Genomic DNA, 22,734 nt, shown 5'->3' with positions numbered 1-22,734 from the left:
TCACGGAGGAGAGAATCAGGCGAGGTGGGCACGCATCATGCGCGGCGCGAGCGCGCGGTACAGCACCAGTGCAATACCCATGCCGACGAACCAGCTGTAGTTGGCGAGACCCTGCCAGGCCGGCACGATCACGCAGAGAATCGGGATGATCGCGGCGGGAATCATCGTGGCCACGGCGGCCGGGTTGTAGCCCTTGCTGTACCAGTACGTGCCCGTGGGGCGCAGCGTGTACAGGTCGTCCACCTTTACATGCTGCCGGCGGACGAGGTAGTAGTCGGCGATGAGGATGCCGAACAGCGGCCCGATAAAGGCACCGAGCACGTCCAGCGTGTAGTGGATCATCGTCGGGTGGTTGTACAGGTTCCACGGCGTGATGAAGATCGAGGCCACCGCGGCGATCATGCCGCCCGTGCGCCAGCTGATGTGTTTGGGGGAGACGTTCGAGAAGTCGAAGGCCGGCGACACGAAGTTGGCGACGATATTGATGCCGATGGTGGCCGTCATGAACGTGAACGCGCCGAGCAGCATCGCGAACGTGCTGTCGATATGGCTCACGGTTTCCACCGGGTCGGTAATCAGCTTGCCGAAGACGGGCAGCGTGGCCGAGGTCGTGATCACGGTCAGCAGCGAGAACCCGAGGAAGTTGATCGGCAGGCCCCAGAAGTTGCCGCGGCGCACGGAGCGGAAATCCTTTGCATAGCGCGAGAAGTCGCCGAAGTTCAGCATCGGGCCGGAGAAGTACGAGACCACGAGCGCGATCGCGGAAAGCATCACGGGCACCGCATCCCAGCCCTGATACTTGAGGAAGCTCAGCGTGAAGTTGACGTTTTCCCATCCCGCCTTGGACACCAGCCAGATGGCGAGCGCGATCATCACGACGTACAGGGCGGGGCCGGCCCAGTCGATGAACTTGCGGATGGTCTCCATGCCCGTCCAGAACACCAGCGCCTGCAGCACCCACAGCGTCATGAACGCGCACCAGCCCAGCGTCGAGAGGCCCGCGAAGCCGTGCTGCTTCACATCGGCATACGGCGCCAGCGACGGCATGAAATGCAGCGCGAGAATAAGGAACGCGCTGGAGGCGAGATAGGTCTGGATGCCGTACCACGCCACGGCGATCAGGCCGCGGATGATGGCGGGGATATTGGCGCCGAGCACGCCGAACGACGCGCGGCAGATGACGGGGTAGGGCACACCCGTGACCTGGCTCGGCTTGGCCACGAGGTTGCAGAAGAACTGCACGATCAGGATGCCGACCAGCAGCGACACGAGCACCTGCCAGCTCGACAGGCCCAGCGCGAAAAGACTGCCCGCGGTGATGTAGCCACCGACGCTATGCACGTCCGACATCCAGAACGCGAAGATGTTGTAGGTGCCCCAGGTCTGCTTGCGCAGCGGCGCCAGATCCTCGTTGGTGAGCCGCTCGTCGTAACCCGGCTTGATCAGCGCATGGCTCTCGGGATGCTGCCCGGCGAGGGGCTCGACGCTCGTTGGCGCGGTCGCTTGCATGGTGTTGTCTCCAAAATTGTCTACAAAATTGTTCTTATGTGTGAACGAAGTTGTAGGTCACGGGATTTGGATTGTCAACAACAAGGCAGCCGCATCAGGGCAATCCCTGAGCGGCAATGAGGGGGCGGGGGAATGTCAGACCGTCTCGGCGACAGCGGCGGGTGCGTATGAGGGGGATGCCGACACCTGGAACTGTGCGCTCCACGGCAGGAACTTCGAGTACAGCAGACGCATGCGATCGGACTCGACAGGCACCTTGATCTCGCCCCGGATCTCCATGAAGGCGATGGTGGTCTGCAGCATTTTGGTCTGCGCGTAGCGGTCTCGGACGGGCAGGTACGATTGCAGATCGCGCCAGCGCATGCCGGTGCATTCGACGTTGGGCATGCCCAGCGCGCAGTAGATCACGCCGCGCGAGTAGAGATGCCACATGTGCCAGTAGTCGCTTGCCGCCGCCATCTTGTCAGATCCCGGTCGTCTAAGGTGCGAGACGATCTTACCGTTGCAGCGCGGCATTCGTCACCGCGCTATGTGCGCTACCCCTCATGGCGCGCAAAATAAAAAAGGCACCCGAAGGTGCCTTGTTTTCGCATTGCGCCGGGGCGCATCGGCCTTACTGAATCTTCGCCTTGTCCTTCAGCGATTTCATCATGGCCTGGAACTGCTCGCGCTGCCATGCCTGGTCGCCCATCAGCATTTGCTGCAGCTGCGGCTTCACTTCCTCGAACGACGGAATCTTCTGGTCCCGCACATCGACCAGTTCGATGATGTGCCAGCCGAATTGCGTCTTCACCGGCGTGTCGGTCATCTGGCCCTTCTTCAGACCCGTCATGGCCGCCGAGAACTCGGGCACGTAGCTACCGCTGTTGGCCCAGTCCAGATCGCCGCCATTGGCCGCGGAGCCGGTGTCCTTCGACGAGGCCTTGGCCATGTCCTCGAACTTGGCGCCGCCCTTGATCTTGGCGATGATCGCCTTGGCGTCGGCTTCCTTCTCCACGAGGATGTGGCGGGCATGGTATTCCTTGCCGTTGCCGAACTGCGCCTTGATCTTGTCGTACTGCTTGCGCAGTTCGTCGTCATTGGCGCCGTGGGTCTTGACGTAGTCCTCGAACACCGCGCCGGCCAGCACGTTCAGACGCGCCTGTTCCAGCTGTTCCTGCACATCGTCGCGCTGAGTGATGCCACGCTTGTTGGCTTCCTGCAGCAGCAGTTCGCGGTCGATCAGCATCGTGCGGGCGCGGTCCCGCAGCTCGGGGCTCGCGGGCTGGCCGGTACCGGCGATCAGCTTGTCCAGCTTGGCCGAAGGGATGGGCTTGCCATTCACGACGGCGGCATTCTGGGCAAAAGCGGGCAGGCAGCCAGCCGCGAGCACAGCGGCCAGGCTGAACGAAAGGACGGTGATCTTCATGGAAATCTAGCGGGATTGATATTCTTCGTCGGTGTATGCACTGACCGCCAGAGCGTGAATCTGGGCGGGGAACAAGCTGCGCAGCGCATCATACACCATGCGGTGACGGGTCACGCGCGTCTTGCCGGCGAATTGATCGCTGACAATCGTCACGTCGTAGTGACCGCCGCCGGAGGCCGCGCCGGCATGGCCGGCATGGGCCGCGCTGTCGTCCCGGACGGTCAGGTGTGTGGGCGCGAGCGCCTCGCGCAGCAGCGCGTCGATGTGGGCGGGATCGGCGGCCATCAGTCGATCCTCTTTTCCGCCGCGCCGTCACCGGCCGGGGCGTCGTGCATATGGCGCGACAGCCAGATGCTCTGTCCGACGATGAACACGACCATCAGCCCCATGCTGCCGAACAGCTTGAAGTTCACCCACGTGTCGGTATCGAACGAATAGGCCACGTACAGGTTGAGCACGCCCATCGCCGCGAAGAAACCGGCCCAGGCGAGGTTCAGGCGGCCCCACACCGGGTCCGGCAGCGTGACCTGCTTTTCCATCATGGCGCGCACGAGGTTCTTGCGCCAGCCGACGACCGACGCCACGAGCGTGACCGCAAACAGCCAGTACAGCACGGTCGGCTTCCACTTGATGAACGTCTCGTTGTGCAGCAGGATCGTGGCGCCGCCGAACACGACGATGATCAGCAGGCTGATCCACTGCATCGGCTCCACCTTGCCGTGCCGGAAGCGCACCCACGCGATCTGCGCGACCGTCGCGGCAATCGCCACGCCGGTCGCCGGATAGATGCCGAACAGCTTGAAGGCAACGAAGAAGAGGATGACCGGAAACAGGTCGAAGAGAAATTTCATGCTTCAGGAGGCCGGTCGGCCGGATCGCGATCGTCGAATTTTAGCGCAGCCGAGTTGATGCAATAGCGCAGGCCGGTCGGGGCGGGGCCATCCTCGAATACGTGACCCAGATGGCTGCCGCATTCCTTGCACCGCACCTCCACCCGCGTCATGCCGTGGCTGTGGTCGGTATGTTCCTCGATGACCTCGCCGTTGATGGGTTTGAAATAGCTCGGCCAGCCGCAGCCCGCGTCGAATTTCGTGCCCGACTCGAACAGCGGGGTGCCGCAGCCGACGCAGTGATAGATGCCCTGGTCCCAGTGGTCCCAGTAGCGGCCCGTGAACGGGCGCTCGGTGGCCGATTCGCGCGCCACGCGGTATTCGATGTCGGAGAGTTGCTCGCGCCACTCGGCGTCGGTTTTCTTGGTGGTCATTCTGGTTTCCCTTTCAGGTCGTGCACGAAAGCCGGTGCACGATCGTTGGTCGTGCCCAAGGTTTTTACCTTACATGTTGCCGCCTTGCATGTTGCCGCCTTGCATCATGACGAGCAGCTGACTTCCAGCCCGGACGCCCAGTCGGGCGGGAGCGCGGCATAGTGCTCCGCCTCCGGCTGTTCGTCGAACGGATGGGACAGCACGGCGAGCAGACGGTTCACTTCGCTGAAGTCCTTGTCACGCGCGGCGCGGATGGCGGTTTCCGCCAGATGGTTGCGCAGCACGTACTTCGGGTTCACCGCGTTCATGGCCACAGCCCGCGCCACATCGTCCGACTGCTCCTTCTGCAGCCGCGCGCGGTACTCGGCGCCCCAGGCATCCCAGGCCGCGCGATCGAGGAACAGGTCCCGCACCGGCGCGTCCGCGGCGGCATCCTTCGCCGATATGCGGGCGAGGTTGCGCCAGAACAAGGTGTAGTCCACGCGCTGGGCATGGAGCAGGCGGAACAGCCCGGTCAGCAGCGCCTCGTCGCCATCGTCCGCCGACCGCAAGCCGAGCTTGGCGCGATAGTGCCTGAAAAACGCCGAGGCGTAGCGGTCGCGGTACGGGTCGAGCGCCTCGCGCGCGAACTCGGCCGCCGCATCGTTGGCCGCGCTCCGTTCGTCCTCGCTGTCGCCGGCCGCCTCGCGCCACAACGGCAGCAGCGCCTGCGCCAGGCAATGCAGGTTCCAGAAGCCGATCTGCGGCTGCTGGCTGTACGCATAGCGGCCCTGCTGATCGGAGTGGTTGCAGATATGGTTCGCGTTGAACGCATCGAGGAAGCCGAACGGACCGTAGTCGATGGTCAGGCCGAGAATCGACATGTTGTCGGTATTCATCACGCCGTGACAGAAGCCGACGGCCTGCCAATGCGCCATCAGGTCGGCCGTGCGCAGCGAGACCTCGCGCAGCAGCGCGTGATACGGATTGCCGCCGGCATCGCGGCATTCGGGATAGAAGCGATCGATCACGAAGTCCGCGAGGCGGCGCAGCGCGTCGTGATCCTCGCGCGCGGCAAAGTGTTCGAAATGCCCGAAGCGGATGAAGCTCGGCGCGATGCGCGTGACCACCGCCGCGGTCTCCATCGTTTCCCGCCGCACGGGCGCGTCGGAACCGACGATCGACAGCGCGCGCGTGGTGGGCACGCCGAGGGCGGCCATCGCTTCCGAGCACAGATATTCGCGGATCGACGAGCGCAGCACCGCGCGGCCATCGGCCATGCGCGAGTAGGGCGTCAGGCCGCCGCCCTTGAGCTGGATCTCCCACGGGCCGTTCGGCGTCAGCGCTTCCGCGAGGCGGATCGCGCGGCCATCGCCGAGCTGGCCCGCCCAGACGCCGAACTGATGCCCCGAATACACGGTGGCGAGCGGGTCCGCCCAGTCGGGCACCGCGCAGCCGCCGAACGTGTCTATGAAGGGCTGTTCATGCGCCGCCGCGCCGATGGCATCGCCCTCCCAACCGAGCAGGGCCGCGGCCGCCGGCGCCACGCTCACGAGGTAGGGCGAAGGCAGCGGGGTCGGCGGCAGCCGCGTGAAGAACCGCTCGCCGAGCGCCGCGAAGCCCGGCGCCGTGGTGAACGGCACCGCGAACGGGATGCGTGGCAATGCGGCGGCGCGGGGATCGCTGGGGGTATCTCTGTCTGAGGGCATGAGGAGGGGGCGTCCGTTGGCGATGCGGTCTCGTGCTAGGGAAAACGACATGTTGAGACGGCATATGACAACCAGTATTGTACGTGCACCGGTTTTGCGAGACTCGGCCCAAAATTAGCACGATTGTTCGTTTTCGAGGCCGAGCCAGAAAAATGCTGGAGACCATGGAGACGACCATATGGCATTGATGGGTCAAATGATGGGCGCACCGTTGCTCATTTCTTCGATCATCAAGCACGCCGCGCGCTACTACGGCGCCACTGAAATCGTTTCAAGACGGACCGAGGGCGATCTCCACCGCTATACCTATCGCGACTGCGAACTCCGCGCGCGCAAGCTGGCGCAGGCGCTGAGCGCGCTCGGCGTTCAGCAGGGCGAGCGCGTCGGCACGCTGGCGTGGAACGGCTACCGTCACCTCGAGCTGTATTACGGCGTGTCCGGCATGGGCGCCGTCTGCCACATGATCAATCCGCGCCTGTTCGCGGAGCAGATCGCCTACATCATCAATCACGCCGAGGACCAGTACGTGTGCTTCGATGCCACGTTCCTGCCGCTCGTCGAGGGCGTGGCCGCGCATTGCCCGAAGGTCAAGGGATGGATCCTGCTGGCGGATCGCGCGAACATGCCCGCGGACCCGAAGGTGCCGCTGCTGTGCTACGAGGATCTGCTCGATGCGCGGGATGGCGGCTACACCTGGCCCGAACTCGACGAGAACCAGGCCTCGAGCCTCTGCTACACGTCCGGCACCACGGGTAACCCGAAGGGCGCGCTGTATTCGCATCGATCGACGGTGCTGCACGCCTACGCGGCGGCGTTGCCCGATGCGCTCGGCTGCTCGGCCCGCGACGTGATCCTGCCCGTCGTGCCGATGTTCCACGTCAACGCGTGGGGCCTGCCGTACGCCGTGCCGCTGGTCGGCGCCAAGCTCGTGCTGCCGGGCCCGAAGCTCGACGGCGCCTCGCTGTACGACCTGTTCGAGCGCGAGGGCGTCACGTTTTCCGCGGGCGTGCCCACGGTGTGGCTTGGCCTGTTGCAGCATGTGCAGGCGAACGACCTGAAGTTCTCCACGTTCCGTCGCACCGTGATCGGCGGCTCGGCCGCGCCACCCGCGATGATCCGCGCGCTGGAGGCGCTTGGCGTCGAAGTGATCCACGCCTGGGGCATGACCGAGATGTCGCCGCTGGGCACCGTGTGCAAGCTGCTCGCGCGCCATGCGGACCTGTCCGACGACGCGCAGCACAAGATACTGGAGACGCAGGGGCGCGTGATCTACGGTGTCGACATGAAGATCGTCGACGGCGACGGCAGGGAACTGCCGTGGGACGGCAAGGCGTTCGGCGACCTGCTCGTGCGCGGGCCATGGGTCATCGACCGCTACTTCCGCGCGGAGGCACCCGCGCATGAGGACGGCTGGTTCCCGACGGGCGACGTGGCGACGATCGACCCCGATGGCTATATGCAGATCACCGATCGCAGCAAGGATGTGATCAAGTCCGGCGGCGAATGGATTTCCTCTATCGACATCGAGAATGTAGCCGCCGCGCATCCCGCGGTGCATATGGCCGCGTGCATTTCGGTGCGGCATCCCAAATGGGACGAGCGGCCGCTGCTCGTGGTGGTGAAGCGCGCGGGCATGGATGTCTCGCGCGAATCGCTGCTGCAGTTTTTCGAGGGCAAGGTGGCCAAATGGTGGATTCCCGACGATGTGGCGTTCGTCACTGAAATCCCGCTGACCGCGACGGGCAAGATGCAAAAGCTCAGGCTGCGCGAGCAATTCGCGGACTACAAGCTGCCGACCGCCTGACGCCATTGGCGTGGGACGGGCGGACGGCGCCCATAAAAAAGAGCGTGAAGGAGACAGGCATGACCAAGATGCGTCCGTTGGCGGCAGCCACGGCGGTAGTGGCGGCATTCGGTTCCTCGCTGGCTTTCCCGGCATTCGCCGATACCGTCAAGATCGCGTTCATCGATCCGCTCTCGGGCCTGATGGCCCCCGTGGGTCAGAACCAGCTCAAGAGCTGGCAATACGTGGCGGAAGTGGCCAACCAGAAGGGGTGGGCGGGTCCGCACAAGTTCGAAGTCGTCGGCTTCGACAACAAGCTGTCGCCGCAGGAAAGCCTGACCATCCTCAAGCAGGTGGCCGACCAGAACATCCGCTATATCGTGCAGGGCAACGGCTCGTCGGTGGGCCTCGCGCTCGAAGACGCGGTGGCCAAGCACAACGAGCGCAATCCCGGCAAGGAGATCGTCTACCTGAACTACGCCGCCGTGGATCCGGACATGACCAACAGCAAATGCAGCTACTGGCATTTCCGGCTCGATGCGAACTCCGACATGAAGATGGAGGCGCTGACCACGTATCTGGCCAAGGATCCCGCGGTCAAGAAGGTGTACCTGATCAACCAGAACTATTCGTTCGGCCATCAGGTGACGCGCGCCGCCAAGGAGTACCTCAAGCGCAAGCGTCCCGATATCCAGATCGTCGGCGAAGACCTGCACCCGCTTGCGCAGGTCAAGGATTTCGCGCCGTACGCGGCGAAGATCAAGGCGTCCGGTGCCGATACCGTGATCACGGGCAACTGGGGCAGCGACCTCGCGCTGCTGGTCAAGGCCGCCAAGGACGCGAACCTCACGACCAATTTTTATACGTACTACGCGACGACCACGGGCGTACCCACCGCGATGGGCGCCGCGGGGGCCGAGCGCGTGCGCTACGTCGGCTACTACAACGCGAACAACGAGGGCTTCCGCGGCGCGGACGTGATCGACGGGTTCAAGAAGAAGTACAACGACGACTTCTACGTGGTGGCGTCCTACACCGGCATCGCGATGCTGGCCAAGGCGTTCAAGGACTCGGGCTCGACCGATCCGGTCAAGGTGGCCAAGACGCTCGGCGGGCTCAAGGTGGACAGCATGAACGGCACAGTCGAGATGCGCGCGAGCGACCATCAGGCCCAGCAGCCGCTCGTGGTGGCCACGTGGACCAAGGTCAACGGCAAGGACGTCAGGTACGACCAGGAGAACACGGGCTACGGCTGGAAGACGAATGCGGTGCTCGACCAGTACGTGGCCGCGCAGCCGACCTCGTGCCAGATGAAGCGGCCCGGCTGATACTGGCTATTACTGCCTGATACTCCGGAACACGCGCCGTGGAATTCTTCATCATCTCGCTGCTGAACGGCATCAGCTACGGGCTGCTGCTGTTCATGCTGTCGTCGGGGCTCACGCTGATCTTCAGCATGATGGGCGTGCTCAATTTCGCGCACGCCAGCTTCTACATGCTGGGCGCGTATCTGGCCTATTCGATCTCCCAGACCATCGGCTTCTGGCCCGCGCTGATCGTGGCGCCGCTGGTCGTCGCGGGCGCGGGGGCGCTCGTCGAGCGGTTCGGCCTGCGCACCGTGCACAAGTATGGGCATGTGGCCGAGCTGCTGTTCACGTTCGGGCTTGCGTATCTGATCGAGGAAGGCGTGAAGCTCGTCTGGGGGCTGGCCGCGGTGCCGTACCGCGTGCCGGCGGAACTCGATGGGCCGTTGTTCACGGTGTTCACCTCGTCCTTCCCGAAATATCGCGCGTTCATGATGCTCGTGTCGCTCGCGATGCTGCTGGGCATCTACCTCGTGCTGACCCGCACGCGGATCGGTCTGGTCATCCAGGCCGCGCTCACGCATCCGGAGATGGTCGAGGCCCTCGGGCATAACGTGCCGCGCGTGTTCATGCTGGTCTTCGGCGGTGGCGCGGCGCTTGCCGGTCTGGCCGGCGTGATCGGCGGCAACGCGTTCGTCACCGAGCCGTCGATGGCGGCGGCGGTGGGGTCCATCGTCTTCGTCGTCGCCGTGGTGGGCGGCATGGGGTCGCTGGTGGGCGCGTTCATCGCCTCGATACTGATCGGCGTGCTGCAGACGTTCGCCGTGACGATCGACGCGTCCGTGGCGAGCGTGGTGGCGGGAATCGGGCTGACCGTCACCGATGCCACGCCGCTGAGTTCGCTGTGGAAGCTCACGGTCGCGCAGGTGGCGCCGGTGCTGCCGTATTTGCTGCTGGTGGTCATGCTTATCGTGCGTCCGCGCGGGCTCATGGGCACGCGGGAGGGTTGAAGGATGGCATCCATGACGGGCACCACACTCCATTACCGTCCGCTGAACCTGGCGCGCTGGCTCATCTGGGGGCTCACCGCGCTGGTGATGCTCGTGCTGCCGCTGCTGTTCCCGGGCGGCTTCGCGGTGACGCTGCTGTCGCAGATGGGCGTGATGATCATCTTCGCGCTCTCGTACAACATGCTGCTCGGGCAGACCGGCATGCTGTCGTTCGGGCATGCGGTGTATTCGGGCCTTGGCGCATTTATCGCGGTGCATGTGCTCAATATGATCGGCGCGGGCAAGGTATGGTTTCCCGTATCGATGCTGCCGCTTGTAGGGGGATTGGCCGGCGCGTTCTTCGGCGTGCTGTTCGGCTATGTGACCACGCGGCGGTCGGGCACGACGTTCGCCATGATCACGCTGGGCATCGGCGAGATGGTGTTCGCCAGTTCGCTGATGTTTCCGGAATTTTTCGGCGGCGAGGGCGGCATCTCGACCAACCGCGTGGTGGGCGATCCGTTTCTCGGCATCACGTTCGGGCCCGGGCGGCAGGTGTATTACCTGATCGCGGCATGGTGCCTGATCTCGATGGTCGCGATGTACGCGTGGACGCAGACGCCGCTCGGGCGCATTGCGAATGCGGTGCGGGACAACCCCGAGCGGGTGGAATTCATCGGCTACAACACGCAGCGCGTGCGGTATCTCGTGCTGATCCTCTCCGCGTTCTTCGCGGGGATTGCCGGGGCGTTATCGGCGATCAACTTCGAGATCGTCTCGGCCGAGAACGTCAGCGCGGTGCGATCGGGCGGCGTCCTGCTGGCGACGTTCATCGGCGGCGCGGGCGTGTTCTTCGGACCCGTGATCGGGGCGATCGTCTTTATCCTGTTTGCCGTGGCGTTGTCGGACCTGACCAAGGCATGGCTGCTGTATCTCGGGCTCTTCTTTGTGCTGATGGTGATGTTCGTGCCGGGCGGCATCGCGAGCCTGCTGCTGCGGCAACTTCCGCTGATCGCGGCCGGACGGTTCCGGCAGATGCTGCCGTCGTATGGGCAGGGCGCCGTCGCGGGCGGGGTGCTGCTGGCGGCGGCGATCCTCACGGTCGAGATGATCTACAAGGTGCAGGTGGACAGTGCCAGCGGCACGGCGATGTCGTTGTTCGGCATTCCGTTCGATGCCGGGACGCCGGTGCCATGGATCGTGGCGGCGGCGTTGTGGGCGATCGGCGCCTTGGCGTGGCGGCACGCGGCCGCGCGGGTGCGGGCGACGCTCGAACGCATCCAGTTCGAAACCGGAGGTGTCGCATGACGGCAGGCGTACCGGCGTTGGCGCTGACGGACGTGCGCAAGCGGTTCGGACAGACAGAGATCATTCGCGGCGTGACGTTATCGGTGCCGCGCGGCGAACGGCACGCGATGATCGGACCGAACGGTGCCGGCAAATCGACGACATTCAATCTGATGTCGGGACGTTTCGCGCCGAGTTCGGGTTCGGTGAAGCTCAATGGTCAGGAGATCGGCGGCAAGCGGCCGTTCGAGATCAACCGCATGGGGCTGTCGCGGAGCTTCCAGATCACCAATATCTTCCATCGGCTGTCGGTGTTCGAGAACCTGCGGTGCGCGGTGCTGTGGGCGCTTGGGTATCGCTATTCATTCTGGCACCGGTTGTCGGCGCTGCACGATGCGCGGCTGCGGGCGGAGGAGGTGCTGGAACTCATCGGCATGACGCATCGGCGGCATACGCAGGCGGGGTTGCTGACCTATGCCGAACAACGCGCGCTCGAGATCGGCATCACGATCGCGGGTGGCGCGGAGGTGATCCTGCTGGACGAACCGACGGCGGGGATGAGCCGGTCGGAGTCCGATCACGCGGTGGAACTGATCCGCAAGGTCACCGTCGGCAAGACGCTGATCATGGTCGAGCACGACATGAGCGTGGTGTTCGGGCTGGCGGACAGGATCTCGGTGCTGGTCTATGGCGAAGTCATCGCCAGCGACACGCCCGAGGCGATTCGCGCGAATCCCAGGGTCCGGGAGGCGTATCTCGGCACCACGCTGGACGAACACGCGGAGGTGGCGTGATGGCGGGGCCGATGCTCGAGGTAGCCAGACTGCATGCGTACTACGGCAAGAGCCATATCCTGCATGGCGTGGACCTGCACATCGGCGAAGGCGAGATCGTCGCGCTGCTGGGACGCAACGGCGTCGGCCGCTCGACGCTCGCCAAGGCGGTTCTCGGCATGGTGCGCGCGGAAGGGACGGTGAAACTGCGTGGCAAGGACATCCTCGGCCGCCGCACGTTCGAGATCGCTCACCTCGGCATTGGCTACGTCCCGGAGAACCGCGACATCTTTCCCACGCTGACGGTGCGTCAGAACCTGCAACTGGGCGAGAAACGCAACCCCCACCAGCCCAAACCGCGCTGGACCCTCAACGACATGTACGAGATGTTCCCGCGCCTGCGCGAACGGGAACACACAGCGGCGGGCGTGCTGTCGGGCGGCGAACAGCAGATGCTCACGCTATGCCGCACGCTGATGGGCGACCCCGACCTGATCCTGATCGACGAACCCACCGAAGGCCTCGCGCCCCTCATCGTCACCCAGGTCGCCGAATCCCTCCGCACCTTGCGCGATCGCGGCATCTCGGTCCTGCTGATCGAGCAAAAGCTGGCCATCGCGCTCGATATTTCTCAGCGCGTCTACGTGATGGGGCACGGACAGATCGTGTTCGAGGGTACGCCGGGGGAGCTTAAGCGCAACGCCGTCGTGCGCAAGGAGTGGCTGGAGGTTTGATACATTGGGTCCCGGTTGCGGAATCGTAACCTTGCGCGCGACCCTGACCCGATTACGCAAACATCCCAGCCAGGATCGTCGCGATCAATATGAGCGCGAGCCCCGACAAGAACAGCGGATGGCCGAGCATCTTCGGCACGCGGCCCTGCGGCGGGCCAGGTTTTTTTCTTACCGGCGGTTCCATGCGGCGTCTCCGATTTGTTAGCTTCAGTATCGACGCAACGATATCTCGAAGAAACTGTCCGGAAACCAAGCAATTGAACGCGGACAGCTTGTGCGATCTTTGGCGGTCGCAACGGATATGCCAGCGCATGGCATGGACGGTGCATGGTCCGGGTATGCGCGCAGCCCAGGGAGACGCATATCCATGAAGTCCACGACCTATCGCGACCATGTCATCACCGCCCACGCGGTGGCCGTCGGCGCCGGTTCTGCCATCAAATACCGATACACCGGCGAGTACCGTCGCCAAACCGAGGGCGCGCCCACGCCCATGCAGACATTCCGGTCGGACCATCGCGACATGTACGAAAGCATCGGCGGCGCACAGGCTGCCGGGCTCGATGCAGGCAAAGCGTTGGTGGACAAGCTGCTGGACCACGATAAGCCTTCCGAATAGTTTCTGGAGCGATAGGTGCGCGAATGGCTGGTGGTCGAACGTTGGCCTGCGCGTGTCTGTCTTCTGACCCGCGGTTTCGCGGGTTTTTTCATGTATGAAGACGCGTCGGGCGGCGCGTCAGCTTTGCATCGGATACTCACGCGGGTTGCAAACGCGATCAAAGGCGCCCAGGCCGGCGCGTGCTTTGTGGTGCGATAAGGCCCTCGCCATGGCGCGGTACGCCGGGCACAACCGTTGCGTCCGCGTCTCGAGCGTGTCCCGACAACGAACCCCGGAGTCTCCATGGAAACATTGACCAATCTATTGGACGCGAAGGGCTGCCCGCTCGACAGGCAGCGCTTCACGTGGAAAGAGCTGGCGCCTCAACCCATCAGCAAGCTCGACGACGACGCCTTTACGCGCGTGCGCATCATCCTGATGAACGGCATCGAGCTCGATGCACTGCGCCTCAAGCACATCATGTCGCGCTTCCACGGCGATCTGCGCGTTCCGCTGGCCCGCGTCCGTCGCGTCGAGCACCATCAGGCCACCATGATCAACTGGCTGATCGGCGCGGACCACTCGCCCATCGAGACGACGATCGCCTACGAGCAGGTGGCCATCGAAGTCACGGCCGCGGTGGCGCAGACCGAGCCCGATCCCTATCAGGCCCAGACCTACCGCTTCGGGCTGCTCGAAGACTTTGATCACCTCTACCGCTACAGCGCCCTGCTGGACAGGCTGGAGGGGAAGGACGCGAACAACATCACGCAGGGCTATACCGATATCGTGCCGGGCCGTTCGACATGGGTCGAGCACCGCCATCCCGATGACGACATCCGCGAGAACTACGACCGCCAGAGCGCGGCGCTCATCACGAAGATCCACGCGGCCATGATCACGGCCGCCGAGTACCAGACGCACGACTACTACATGAATATCGGCCCGCTGTTCGCCGATGTGCTCGCGCGCCAGCTCTACGCGGAGATCGCCTCGATCGAGGAACAGCACGTGACGCAGTATGGCTGCCTGATGGATCCGGCCGAATCGCCACTGGAAAAATGGGTCATCCATGAAGCGATGGAAGCCTACAACTACTACAGCTGCGTGCAGCAGGAAACCAACCCCCGCATCAGGGCCATCTGGGAACGGTTTCTCGACTACGAGCTCGGCCACCTCAACCTCGCTTGCGAGCTACTCAAGCAGCACGAGCGGCGCGACCCAGCCGAGCTACTGGCCGGCGAGCTGCCAAAGCCCGTGGACTTCTCGAGCCAGCGCGAGTTCGTACGCAAGACGCTTGAGGCGGAGCTCCATTTGCGCTCCAGCGGCACGCAGTACGTCGGCCCCGAGGCAGAGACGGCAGCATCGCTGGAGTACCGCAATACGCTGAACAGTGAAGGCTCGCCCACGCATGCCGTGTCGGCGGGCTATGTCTGGACGCCGGGCACCGAGCTCGCACGGCCGCCGCAGCGAAGCTTCTGATCGCGCTACGTCACCATACTTCGACAGGAAACAGGACATGGAATCCGAAACGAAACTCGGCATGAACCGTACGGGAGCGCAGATGGCGCCGTTGTCGGCCCCCGACATGCTGGCCTACGCGCGGGAGCGTGGGACCGACAGTCCGTCCCCCGACGCACCGTCGCCGACGAACCTCACGGACGTGCAGATCCGCACCACCGCCGCGCTGGAATCGCAGCGCGTCGGCTCCATCCCGCCGCCGGGGACGATCAAGGGCCTGGTGTCGACGACGCTGGACAAGGTCAAGGGCACGCGGCCCGAGGTCCTCATCGACAAGCTCGGCGAACGCGCGGCCTTCGAACGGGGTGGCACGCGGCTGTACGACGCGATGCTGGTCAAGTGCTCGGCGGCAATCACGCCCGTATCTGGCATGCTGGAAGGGCTGCAACGCATTCGCGACGAGGAAGCGGCGCACTTCCTGCTGATCAGCGAAGCCATCGAGTCGCTCGGCGCGGACCCCACCGCCATGACGCCATGCGCGGACATCGTGGGCGTGCAGGCGATGGGCCTGATCCAGACGATTACCGATCCACGCACAACGGTGCCGCAATGCCTCAACGCGCTGTTGACGGCGGAACTCGTCGACAACGCGGGATGGGAACTGCTTATCACCCTGGCCCGCAAGTCCGGGCACGAACAACTCGCGACGCGTTTCGAGACCGCCCTCGCCGAGGAGCAGCAGCACATGACGATGGTGAAGACGTGGCTCCAGGACGCCGTGCTGCTGGAAGCCACCTGACGTCATGCGACCTCTCTTCCCTGTTGTATTCCTCCTGACGGCGTCCATTCTCCATGGTTGCGGGCGACAGGCTGACACGCCGTCCAATGTTCAGGCACCAGGTGAACCGACGTCTCCAAAGACGAGCCTGCTCGAGGGTGGTGCTGCCGCGCTTCAGACCAAGCGCCCAATCGACGCGATCAATACCTACCTGGATGGGTTTCACTTTTACAATGGCCAGCAGGATGTACAGATGGAAGCGCATCATTACTGCTCAACGGTGAACGAGGACGCCATCCAGTGCGTCATCTACGATGGCAATATGCGCGATGCCAAGTTAATGGGCGTCGAATACATCATCAGCGCAAAGCTGTTCGCGACCTTAGATGCTGCAGAGAAGGCGCTTTGGCACAGCCATGTTTCGGAAGTCAAATCCGGTCAACTCGTGGCACCGGGAATTCCGGAAGCCGCTGAAAAGGAGCTGATGAAAAAGCTGGTGGGGACGTACGGAAAGACCTGGCATACCTGGCACACTGATCTCCACAAGCAATTGCCCTTGGGCGTTCCCCAACTGATGATGGGATTCACCGGCAAGGCTCAAGCGCGACATGCGATGGTTGCAGAGCGCGACAATCGCATGAAGGTAGACAGCGAAGCGAAGCGAAAAGCGCGGTCAGATATTCCATCGCCGTCTCCGGACCCGCTCGCCGACGGATGGCAATACGGCAATGTATACCAACCTCACGACCCCCAACCTCACGACCCCCAACCTCACGACCCCCAGCCTCACGACCCGACTGCCGAAGGTCGAACCAAACTGCACAGTCCGTCCCGCCCTTAAGCGGCCATCATGCACGTTCTTCCAGGCTGGCGCAGGGATCATGTCCATCCGGGTTCATGGCGAGGATGGCTGGTTCTGCAAAATGGCTGACGAGAAGATCGGTCTGCATGAGTTCGTATGGGAGCCGAGTCAGCCGTTTGGGGGCTTCACGTCGTGGAACGATTTTTTCACGCGCCGTTTCCGTGACGGCGCGCGTCCCGTAGCGGATGCGTCTGACGCGCGGGTGATAGTGAGCGCGTGCGAGTCGACGCCCTACCATCTGGCTTCCGACGTCAAAGCTTGCGACACCTTGGCAAGGGCAAAAAGTCAGGCGCTGAAAGGCTAGTCGCGTTTCGCGCCGTCCCGCCGCGGCAGGTCGAACGGCATGTCCTCGTACGCGATCAGGCGGGTTTTCTTCACCAGACGGTATCCCAGCCATAGCGCCGCGAACATTGGCACGCCGATGTACGTCGCGACGAGCTCCTGCCAGCGGTTGGGGAGGTCGGTGAAGGCCTGGTAGTTCTGGCCGGCGACGATGACGATGCAGAGGATGCCGGCGAACACCGGGCCGAAGGGATACAAGGGCGAGCGGTAGGCGAGGTCGGTGACCTGGTAGCCCTGCGCGATCAGGCCCCGGCGGAAGCGGTAGTGGCTGATGGCGATGCCGAACCACGCGAAGAAGCCCGTCATCGCCGACGTGTTGAGCAGCCACAGGTAGACGGTCTTGTCGCCGAACAGCGAGCTGAAGAAGCACAGCGCGCCGATGCCCGTCGTCACGTACAGCGCGTTCAGCGGCACGCCCGCGCGGGTCAGTTTGCCCAGCGCGCGGGGCGCGCGGCCGCTGACGGCGAGGCCGTAGAGGATGCGCGTGGAGACGTACATGCTCGACGTGCCCGCGGACAGCAGGGCGGTGAGGACCACGGCGTTCATCAGGCCCGCGGCGAACGCCAGTCCCGCGTGGCGGAAGACCAGCGCGAACGGGCTGACGCCGATGTCGGTCACGTCGTTGCGCAGCAGGTTCGGGTCGGTGTAGGGAATCAGCACGCCGATGATCAGGATCGCGATCACGTAGAACAACAGGATGCGCCAGAACGTCTGGCGGATGGCGCGCGGGATGGTGCGGGCCGGGTCGGCCGCTTCGCCCGCGGCCACGCCGACCGTTTCGGTGCCCTGGAAGGAGAACCCCGCGATCATCGCCACCGCGAACAGCGCCGGCACACCGCCGACGAACGGCGCATCGCCCAGCGTGAAGTTCTGCCACCCTGACTGCGGTCCGCCGCGCAGGATGCCGACAATCATCAGCACGCCGACGATCAGAAAGATCACGACGGTCACGACCTTGATCAGCGCGAACCAGTACTCGGCCTCGCCGAAGCCGCGCACCGAGAACGCGTTGAGCACGAACATCAGGAACAGGAAGCCCGCGCTCCAGACCACGCCCGGTATGTCGGGGAACCAATACTGCATCACGAGCTGCGCGGCGGTGAGTTCCACCGCGATGGTCACGGCAAGGCTGAACCAGTAATTCCAGCCGAGCGCGAAGCCGAAGCCTTCCTCGACATATAGCGCGCTATAGGTGACGAACGAACCGGCGACGGGCATATGGACGGCGAGTTCGCCGAGGCTCGTCATCAGGCAATAGACCATGAGGCCGATCACGCAGTAGGCAAGCAGCGCGCCGCCCGGGCCCGACTGGGCGATCGACGCGCCCGATGCGACGAACAGGCCCGTGCCGACCGCGCCGCCGATGGCGATCATCGTGAGGTGGCGCGCCCCGAGCTTGCGCTGCAGGTCGTCGTGTTCGACGGTGGGGTGTTGGTGCCGGTGGTCGCTTGGTTTGGCGTCCGGTTTTGCGGAAGGATGGACTTCGTAGGGGGATGTCATCAGGGTCGCTGGTGATCGCACGCGTTCGGCGTGGCGAATGCCTTGTGGGCGGCGCCGTGGGGGCGAACGGAACTACCGAAAAACGAAAAGCCGCGAGTCTAACGCGTCCCCTCCGCAAAGATTAGACGGTGGCGTCAAATTTCCTTGATATCGCGGCCGCGAGTGACGGACGCGGCATGGCGACGCCGCGAAAGACACCGCTCCGTCAGGGTTGACCCGTAGTTGCACACCGCCCGCGCGGGCTCACCATGGACGCCGCCCGCGCATCGTTCATGGCGGGTCATGCAGCGCCCGCATGCCGATGCCGCGAACGCCCCGAATGGCGGCAACTGGGTCTCAGCGGGAAATTGAACGACCGTGCTATTTTGTGTATGCTTGTCCCGCTTGCACGATAGAACAACACAGCAGAACAACGCAGACCTCCGAGACAACCCATTCCAAAGGAACCAGCATGACAGCGCAGTATCAGGTTCAGGACGGCGTGGCCGTCATCACGCTCGACAATCCGCCCGTCAACGGCCTGGGCCACGGCACGCGCCTCGGCATCGTGGAAGGCCTGACGCGCGCGCTGGACGATGGCGCCGTGAAGGCCGTGGTGATCACGGGCGCCGGCAAGGCGTTCTCCGGCGGCGCCGATATCCGCGAATTCAATACGCCGAAGGCCACGCAGGAACCGACGCTGGGTTCGGTGATCCGCGCGCTGGAAGCGTCGACCAAGCCCGTGGTCGCCGCGATTCATACTGTGGCGATGGGCGGCGGTCTGGAACTCGCGCTGGGCTGCAATTATCGCGTGGCCGCGAAGGGCGCGCAGATCGCGCTGCCCGAAGTCAAGCTGGGGCTGCTGCCCGGCGCCGGCGGCACGCAGCGCCTGCCGCGCCTGATCGGCCTCGAGCAGGCGCTCAACATGATCGTGTCGGGCAATCCGGTGCTCTCGGAAAAGTTTGAAGGCTCGAAACTGTTCGACGAGATCGTCGAAGGCGACGTGCTGCCCGCCGCCGTGCAATTCGCCCGGAACGTGGCGGCCGCGCCCGGCCCGTACCCGAAGGTCCGCGACCTCAAGGTCAGGCACGAGAATCCCGAGGGCTTCCTGAAGTTCGCGCGGAATACCGTGGAAGCGGTGGCCAAAAACTTCCCGGCACCGGCCCGCTGCGTCGACGCGGTTGCCGCCTCGCTGAAACCGTTCGAAGCGGGCCTCAAGGCCGAGCGCGAAGGGTTCATGTACCTGGTCGGCACGCCGGAGTCGCGCGCGCTGCGTCATGCCTTCTTCGGCGAACGCGCGGCGAGCAAGATCCCCGACGTGCCGTCCGACACGCCCGTGCGCAAGGTCGAGAAGGTCGCCGTGATCGGCGCCGGCACGATGGGCGGCGGCATCACGATGAACTTCCTGAACGCGGGCATCCCCGTGACGATGCTCGAGACGAAGCAGGAAGCGCTCGATCGCGGCGTCGCCACGATCCGCAAGAACTACGAGAACAGCGCGAAGAAGGGCAAGCTCACCGCCGAGAAGGTGGAGGCGCGCATGGCGCTGCTGACGACCACGCTGTCCTATGACGACATCAAGGATGCGGACCTCGTCATCGAGGCCGTGTTCGAGGAACTCGGCGTCAAGGAAACCGTGTTCAAGACGCTGGACGAAGTGATGAAGCCCGGCGCGATCCTGGCCTCGAACACCTCGACGCTCGACGTGGACAAGATCGCCGCCTTCACCAGGCGTCCGCAGGACGTGGTCGGCATGCACTTCTTCAGCCCGGCCAACGTGATGAAGCTGCTGGAGGTCGTGCGTGGCAGGGAGACGGCCAAGGACGTGCTCGCCACGGTCATGCAGGTCGCCAAGAAGATCAAGAAGACCGCGGTCGTGTCCGGCGTGTGCGATGGCTTTATCGGCAACCGCATGATCGAGCAGTACAGCCGCCAGGCCGGATATCTGCTCGATGAAGGCGCGTTGCCGGAGCAGGTGGACAAGGCGATCGAGAAGTTCGGCTTCGCGATGGGCCCGTTCCGCATGGGCGATCTCGCGGGCAACGATATCGGCTGGGCCATCCGCAAGCGCCGCGCGGTGGAGCGCCCCGACTTCAAGTATTCGAAGACCGCCGACAAGCTCTGCGAACTGGGCCGCTTCGGCCAGAAGACCGGCGCGGGCTGGTACGACTACAAGGCGGGCGACCGCAAGCCGTATCCGAACCAGCAGGTGAACGACATGATCGTCGCGAACTCGAAGGAGGCAGGCGTCGAGCGCCGCAAGATCTCCGACGAGGAGATCGTCGAGCGCCTCGTATTCGCGCTGGTCAACGAAGGCGCCAAGATCCTCGAAGAGGGGATTGCGTCGAAGGCCTCCGATATCGACATGGTGTACCTGACGGGCTACGGCTTCCCGCTGTTCCGTGGCGGCCCGATGCTGTACGCCGATCAGGTCGGTCTGTTCAACGTCGTGCAGGCGATGCGCCGTTACGCGCGCGGCTATCACGGCGAGGCATGGGAACCGGCGGGCCTGCTGGCGAAGCTGGCCGCCGAGGGCAAGGGCTTCAACGGCTGACACACACCACCATCGGGAACGAAAGGGCCGGACCAACCATGAACGGGAACGCGCAAGACTGCCTGCTGGCGATCGACGTCCAGTATGACTTCATGCCCGGGGGCGCGCTGGCCGTGCCCCACGGCGACGAGGTCGTGCCGGTCATCAACCGGCTCGCGCGCGCGTTCGATCATGTGGTGCTGACGCAGGACTGGCATCCGGCGGGTCACGCGTCGTTCGCGTCCAGCCATGCGGGCATGCAGCCGTTCGGCATGACGCGGCTGGCGTACGGCGACCAGGTCATGTGGCCGGACCATTGCGTGCAGGGCACGCATGGCGCCGCGCTGCATGCCGACCTGCGAGTGCCGCACGCGCGGATGGTGCTGCGCAAGGGCCATCACGCGGACGTCGACAGCTATTCGGCGTTCATGGAAGCGGACCGCACCACGCGAACGGGGCTGGCCGGTTATCTGCGCGAGCATGGCGTCCATCGCGTGTTCTGCGTGGGGCTGGCGACCGATTTCTGCGTGGCATGGAGCGCGCTCGATGCGCGTGAAGCGGGCTTCGAGGTCGTGGTGATCGAGGACGCGTGCCGCGCGATCGATCTCGACGGCTCGCTCGCCGACGCCTGGCGCGACATGACGGCCGCTGGCGTCAGACGCATGACCTCCATGGACCTGCTCGGCGAGCATCGCCGCTGACCCGGACCGCACCCGACGTTCCCATACATCGAGATACCAAAAATTCCGAGGAGCAAGACATGAACGAGGCAGTCATCGTATCCACGGCCCGCACCGGGCTGGCCAAGAGCTGGAAGGGCGCGTTCAACATGACCCATGGCGCCACGCTGGGCGGCCATGCGGTGCAGCACGCGATCGCGCGGGCGAAGATCGAGCCGGCCGAGGTGGAAGACGTGCTGATGGGTTGCGCGAATCCCGAAGGCGCGACCGGCGCCAATATCGCGCGCCAGATCGCGCTGCGCGCGGGTTGCCCCGTGACGGTGCCCGGCGCGACCGTGAACCGCTTCTGCTCGTCGGGCCTGCAGACCATCGCCATGGCCGCGCAGCGCGTGATCGCCGACGAAGGGGACATCTTCGTGGCGGGCGGCGTGGAATCGATCTCCTGCGTGCAGCAGGAAATGAACCGCCACATGATCCAGGAAAGCTGGCTGAGCAAGAACAAGCCCGAGATCTACTGGAGCATGCTGCAGACCGCCGAGAACGTGGCAAAGCGCTACAACATCTCGAAGGAGCGCCAGGACGAGTATGGCGTGCAGAGCCAGCTGCGCGCGGCCGCCGCGCAGGAAGCGGGCAAGTTCAACGACGAGATCGTACCGATGACGGTGCTGGCCGGCATCGCCGACAAGGCCACGGGCCAACTGTTCACGAAGGAAGTCACGATCTCCGCCGACGAAGGCATCCGCGCCGACACCACGCTCGAAGGCGTGTCGAAGATCCGCACGGCCACGCCCGGCGGCGTGATCACCGCAGGTAACGCGTCGCAGTTCTCGGATGGCGCCTCGGCGGCCGTCGTGATGAACGGCAAGGTGGCGGCCGCGCGCGGCCTGCAGCCGCTGGGCGTGTTCCGCGGCTTCGCGGTGGCCGGGTGCGAGCCGGACGAAATGGGCATCGGCCCGGTGTTCGCCGTGCCCAAGCTGCTGAAGAAGACCGGGATGAAGGTCGAGGACATCGGCCTGTGGGAACTGAACGAGGCGTTCGCGGTGCAGGTGCTGTACTGCGCGGACAAGCTCGGCATTCCGATGGATCGCCTCAACGTGAATGGCGGCGCGATCGCGGTGGGCCATCCGTACGGCGTGTCCGGCGCGCGTCTGGTTGGCCATGCGCTGATCGAAGGCAAGCGCCGTGGCGTGAAGTATGTCGTCGTCACGATGTGCATCGGCGGCGGGCAGGGTGCGGCAGGGCTGTTCGAGGTGCTCTGAGAC

23 protein-coding genes are annotated in these 22,734 nt (G+C 64.5%); 14 read left to right on the top strand and 9 right to left on the bottom strand.

Annotated elements, in window-relative coordinates:
• Positions 1–15: 15 nt before the first annotated feature.
• The 7 genes from KHP16_RS08115 to KHP16_RS08085 all read right to left on the bottom strand — a co-directional run bounded on the left by KHP16_RS08115 (position 16) and on the right by KHP16_RS08085 (position 5,869).
• Entirely contained in the window at positions 16–1,509 is a 1,494-nt protein-coding gene (locus KHP16_RS08115) for an NCS1 family nucleobase:cation symporter-1 (RefSeq protein ID WP_211959920.1), read from the bottom strand.
• 135 nt (positions 1,510–1,644) lie between these two features.
• Entirely contained in the window at positions 1,645–1,968 is a 324-nt protein-coding gene (locus tag KHP16_RS08110; protein ID WP_211959919.1) for a hypothetical protein, read from the bottom strand.
• A gap of 154 nt (positions 1,969–2,122) precedes the next feature.
• Complete coding sequence (locus KHP16_RS08105) at positions 2,123–2,917, bottom strand: peptidylprolyl isomerase (RefSeq protein WP_109580918.1); 795 nt, start codon at positions 2,915–2,917, stop codon at positions 2,123–2,125.
• A 6-nt stretch (positions 2,918–2,923) separates the two neighbouring features.
• The gene (locus KHP16_RS08100; RefSeq protein ID WP_115952399.1) at positions 2,924–3,202 is read right to left on the bottom strand and encodes a BolA family protein; all 279 of its coding nucleotides are present in this window, start codon (positions 3,200–3,202) and stop codon (positions 2,924–2,926) included.
• Entirely contained in the window at positions 3,202–3,768 is a 567-nt protein-coding gene (locus KHP16_RS08095) for a septation protein A (RefSeq protein WP_109580920.1), read from the bottom strand. Before KHP16_RS08095 ends, KHP16_RS08100 begins: the two co-directional genes overlap by 1 nt.
• Positions 3,765–4,181 (bottom strand): peptide-methionine (R)-S-oxide reductase MsrB, encoded by a 417-nt coding sequence (gene msrB / locus KHP16_RS08090; RefSeq protein WP_109580921.1) that lies wholly within the window; start codon positions 4,179–4,181, stop codon positions 3,765–3,767. The genes KHP16_RS08095 and msrB overlap by 4 nt, the downstream gene beginning before the upstream one ends.
• A gap of 104 nt (positions 4,182–4,285) precedes the next feature.
• Positions 4,286–5,869, bottom strand: coding sequence for a protein adenylyltransferase SelO (locus tag KHP16_RS08085; RefSeq protein WP_211959918.1), 1,584 nt, complete (start codon positions 5,867–5,869; stop codon positions 4,286–4,288).
• Positions 5,870–6,047: 178 nt separating this feature from the next.
• Between KHP16_RS08085 and KHP16_RS08080 the strand changes: the two genes are divergently transcribed.
• Genes KHP16_RS08080 through KHP16_RS08055 form a run of 6 tightly spaced genes read left to right on the top strand, consistent with a single transcriptional unit; the run spans position 6,048 to position 12,739 of the window.
• The gene (locus KHP16_RS08080; RefSeq protein ID WP_115952397.1) at positions 6,048–7,673 is read left to right on the top strand and encodes a 3-(methylthio)propionyl-CoA ligase; all 1,626 of its coding nucleotides are present in this window, start codon (positions 6,048–6,050) and stop codon (positions 7,671–7,673) included.
• A 59-nt stretch (positions 7,674–7,732) separates the two neighbouring features.
• Complete coding sequence (locus tag KHP16_RS08075) at positions 7,733–8,980, top strand: branched-chain amino acid ABC transporter substrate-binding protein (RefSeq protein WP_109580924.1); 1,248 nt, start codon at positions 7,733–7,735, stop codon at positions 8,978–8,980.
• A gap of 38 nt (positions 8,981–9,018) precedes the next feature.
• A complete protein-coding gene (locus tag KHP16_RS08070) occupies positions 9,019–9,966 on the top strand; it encodes a branched-chain amino acid ABC transporter permease (RefSeq protein WP_115952396.1) in 948 nt (315 codons plus the stop codon).
• A gap of 3 nt (positions 9,967–9,969) precedes the next feature.
• Entirely contained in the window at positions 9,970–11,253 is a 1,284-nt protein-coding gene (locus KHP16_RS08065; RefSeq protein ID WP_109580926.1) for a branched-chain amino acid ABC transporter permease, read from the top strand.
• Positions 11,250–12,026, top strand: a complete 777-nt coding sequence (locus KHP16_RS08060; RefSeq protein WP_211959917.1) for an ABC transporter ATP-binding protein — start codon at positions 11,250–11,252, stop codon at positions 12,024–12,026. Before KHP16_RS08065 ends, KHP16_RS08060 begins: the two co-directional genes overlap by 4 nt.
• The gene (locus KHP16_RS08055) at positions 12,026–12,739 is read left to right on the top strand and encodes an ABC transporter ATP-binding protein (protein ID WP_211959916.1); all 714 of its coding nucleotides are present in this window, start codon (positions 12,026–12,028) and stop codon (positions 12,737–12,739) included. Before KHP16_RS08060 ends, KHP16_RS08055 begins: the two co-directional genes overlap by 1 nt.
• A 52-nt stretch (positions 12,740–12,791) precedes the next feature.
• Here the strand turns inward: KHP16_RS08055 and KHP16_RS28520 are convergent, their stop codons facing one another.
• Positions 12,792–12,923 carry a hypothetical protein gene (locus tag KHP16_RS28520; protein WP_279636735.1) on the bottom strand — a complete coding sequence of 44 codons (132 nt, stop codon included), beginning with the start codon at positions 12,921–12,923 and terminating at the stop codon, positions 12,792–12,794.
• Between the two features lie 183 nt (positions 12,924–13,106).
• Between KHP16_RS28520 and KHP16_RS08050 the strand changes: the two genes are divergently transcribed.
• The 5 genes from KHP16_RS08050 (at position 13,107) to KHP16_RS08030 (ending at position 16,742) form a co-directional block, all read left to right on the top strand.
• Positions 13,107–13,358 carry a hypothetical protein gene (locus KHP16_RS08050; RefSeq protein ID WP_179593449.1) on the top strand — a complete coding sequence of 84 codons (252 nt, stop codon included), beginning with the start codon at positions 13,107–13,109 and terminating at the stop codon, positions 13,356–13,358.
• Positions 13,359–13,640: 282 nt separating this feature from the next.
• Positions 13,641–14,819 carry a hypothetical protein gene (locus KHP16_RS08045; RefSeq protein ID WP_211959915.1) on the top strand — a complete coding sequence of 393 codons (1,179 nt, stop codon included), beginning with the start codon at positions 13,641–13,643 and terminating at the stop codon, positions 14,817–14,819.
• Between the two features lie 37 nt (positions 14,820–14,856).
• Positions 14,857–15,597 carry a ferritin-like domain-containing protein gene (locus KHP16_RS08040; protein ID WP_115952391.1) on the top strand — a complete coding sequence of 247 codons (741 nt, stop codon included), beginning with the start codon at positions 14,857–14,859 and terminating at the stop codon, positions 15,595–15,597.
• A gap of 4 nt (positions 15,598–15,601) precedes the next feature.
• Positions 15,602–16,417, top strand: coding sequence for an OBAP family protein (locus KHP16_RS08035; protein ID WP_211959914.1), 816 nt, complete (start codon positions 15,602–15,604; stop codon positions 16,415–16,417).
• A gap of 40 nt (positions 16,418–16,457) precedes the next feature.
• The gene (locus tag KHP16_RS08030; protein ID WP_179593451.1) at positions 16,458–16,742 is read left to right on the top strand and encodes a phosphatidylserine decarboxylase; all 285 of its coding nucleotides are present in this window, start codon (positions 16,458–16,460) and stop codon (positions 16,740–16,742) included.
• Here KHP16_RS08030 and KHP16_RS08025 read toward each other — a convergent pair.
• Entirely contained in the window at positions 16,739–18,280 is a 1,542-nt protein-coding gene (locus tag KHP16_RS08025) for an amino acid permease (RefSeq protein ID WP_121490818.1), read from the bottom strand. The two genes, KHP16_RS08030 and KHP16_RS08025, sit on opposite strands and share 4 nt — an antisense overlap.
• A 451-nt stretch (positions 18,281–18,731) precedes the next feature.
• Between KHP16_RS08025 and KHP16_RS08020 the strand changes: the two genes are divergently transcribed.
• From KHP16_RS08020 to KHP16_RS08010, 3 genes are read left to right on the top strand one after another with little or no spacing between them, the layout of a single operon-like run.
• Positions 18,732–20,813: a 3-hydroxyacyl-CoA dehydrogenase NAD-binding domain-containing protein gene (locus KHP16_RS08020; protein ID WP_211959913.1), complete on the top strand. Its 2,082-nt coding sequence runs from the start codon at positions 18,732–18,734 to the stop codon at positions 20,811–20,813.
• A 38-nt stretch (positions 20,814–20,851) separates the two neighbouring features.
• Positions 20,852–21,493 carry a bifunctional nicotinamidase/pyrazinamidase gene (pncA, locus tag KHP16_RS08015; RefSeq protein ID WP_211959912.1) on the top strand — a complete coding sequence of 214 codons (642 nt, stop codon included), beginning with the start codon at positions 20,852–20,854 and terminating at the stop codon, positions 21,491–21,493.
• Between the two features lie 59 nt (positions 21,494–21,552).
• Positions 21,553–22,731, top strand: coding sequence for an acetyl-CoA C-acyltransferase (locus tag KHP16_RS08010; protein ID WP_109580937.1), 1,179 nt, complete (start codon positions 21,553–21,555; stop codon positions 22,729–22,731).
• Positions 22,732–22,734 lie beyond the last annotated feature (3 nt).

This window comes from Cupriavidus plantarum (genome assembly GCF_905397285.1).
GTDB lineage: Bacteria > Pseudomonadota > Gammaproteobacteria > Burkholderiales > Burkholderiaceae > Cupriavidus > Cupriavidus plantarum.
This window is presented reverse-complemented; position numbering and strand designations above follow the sequence as displayed.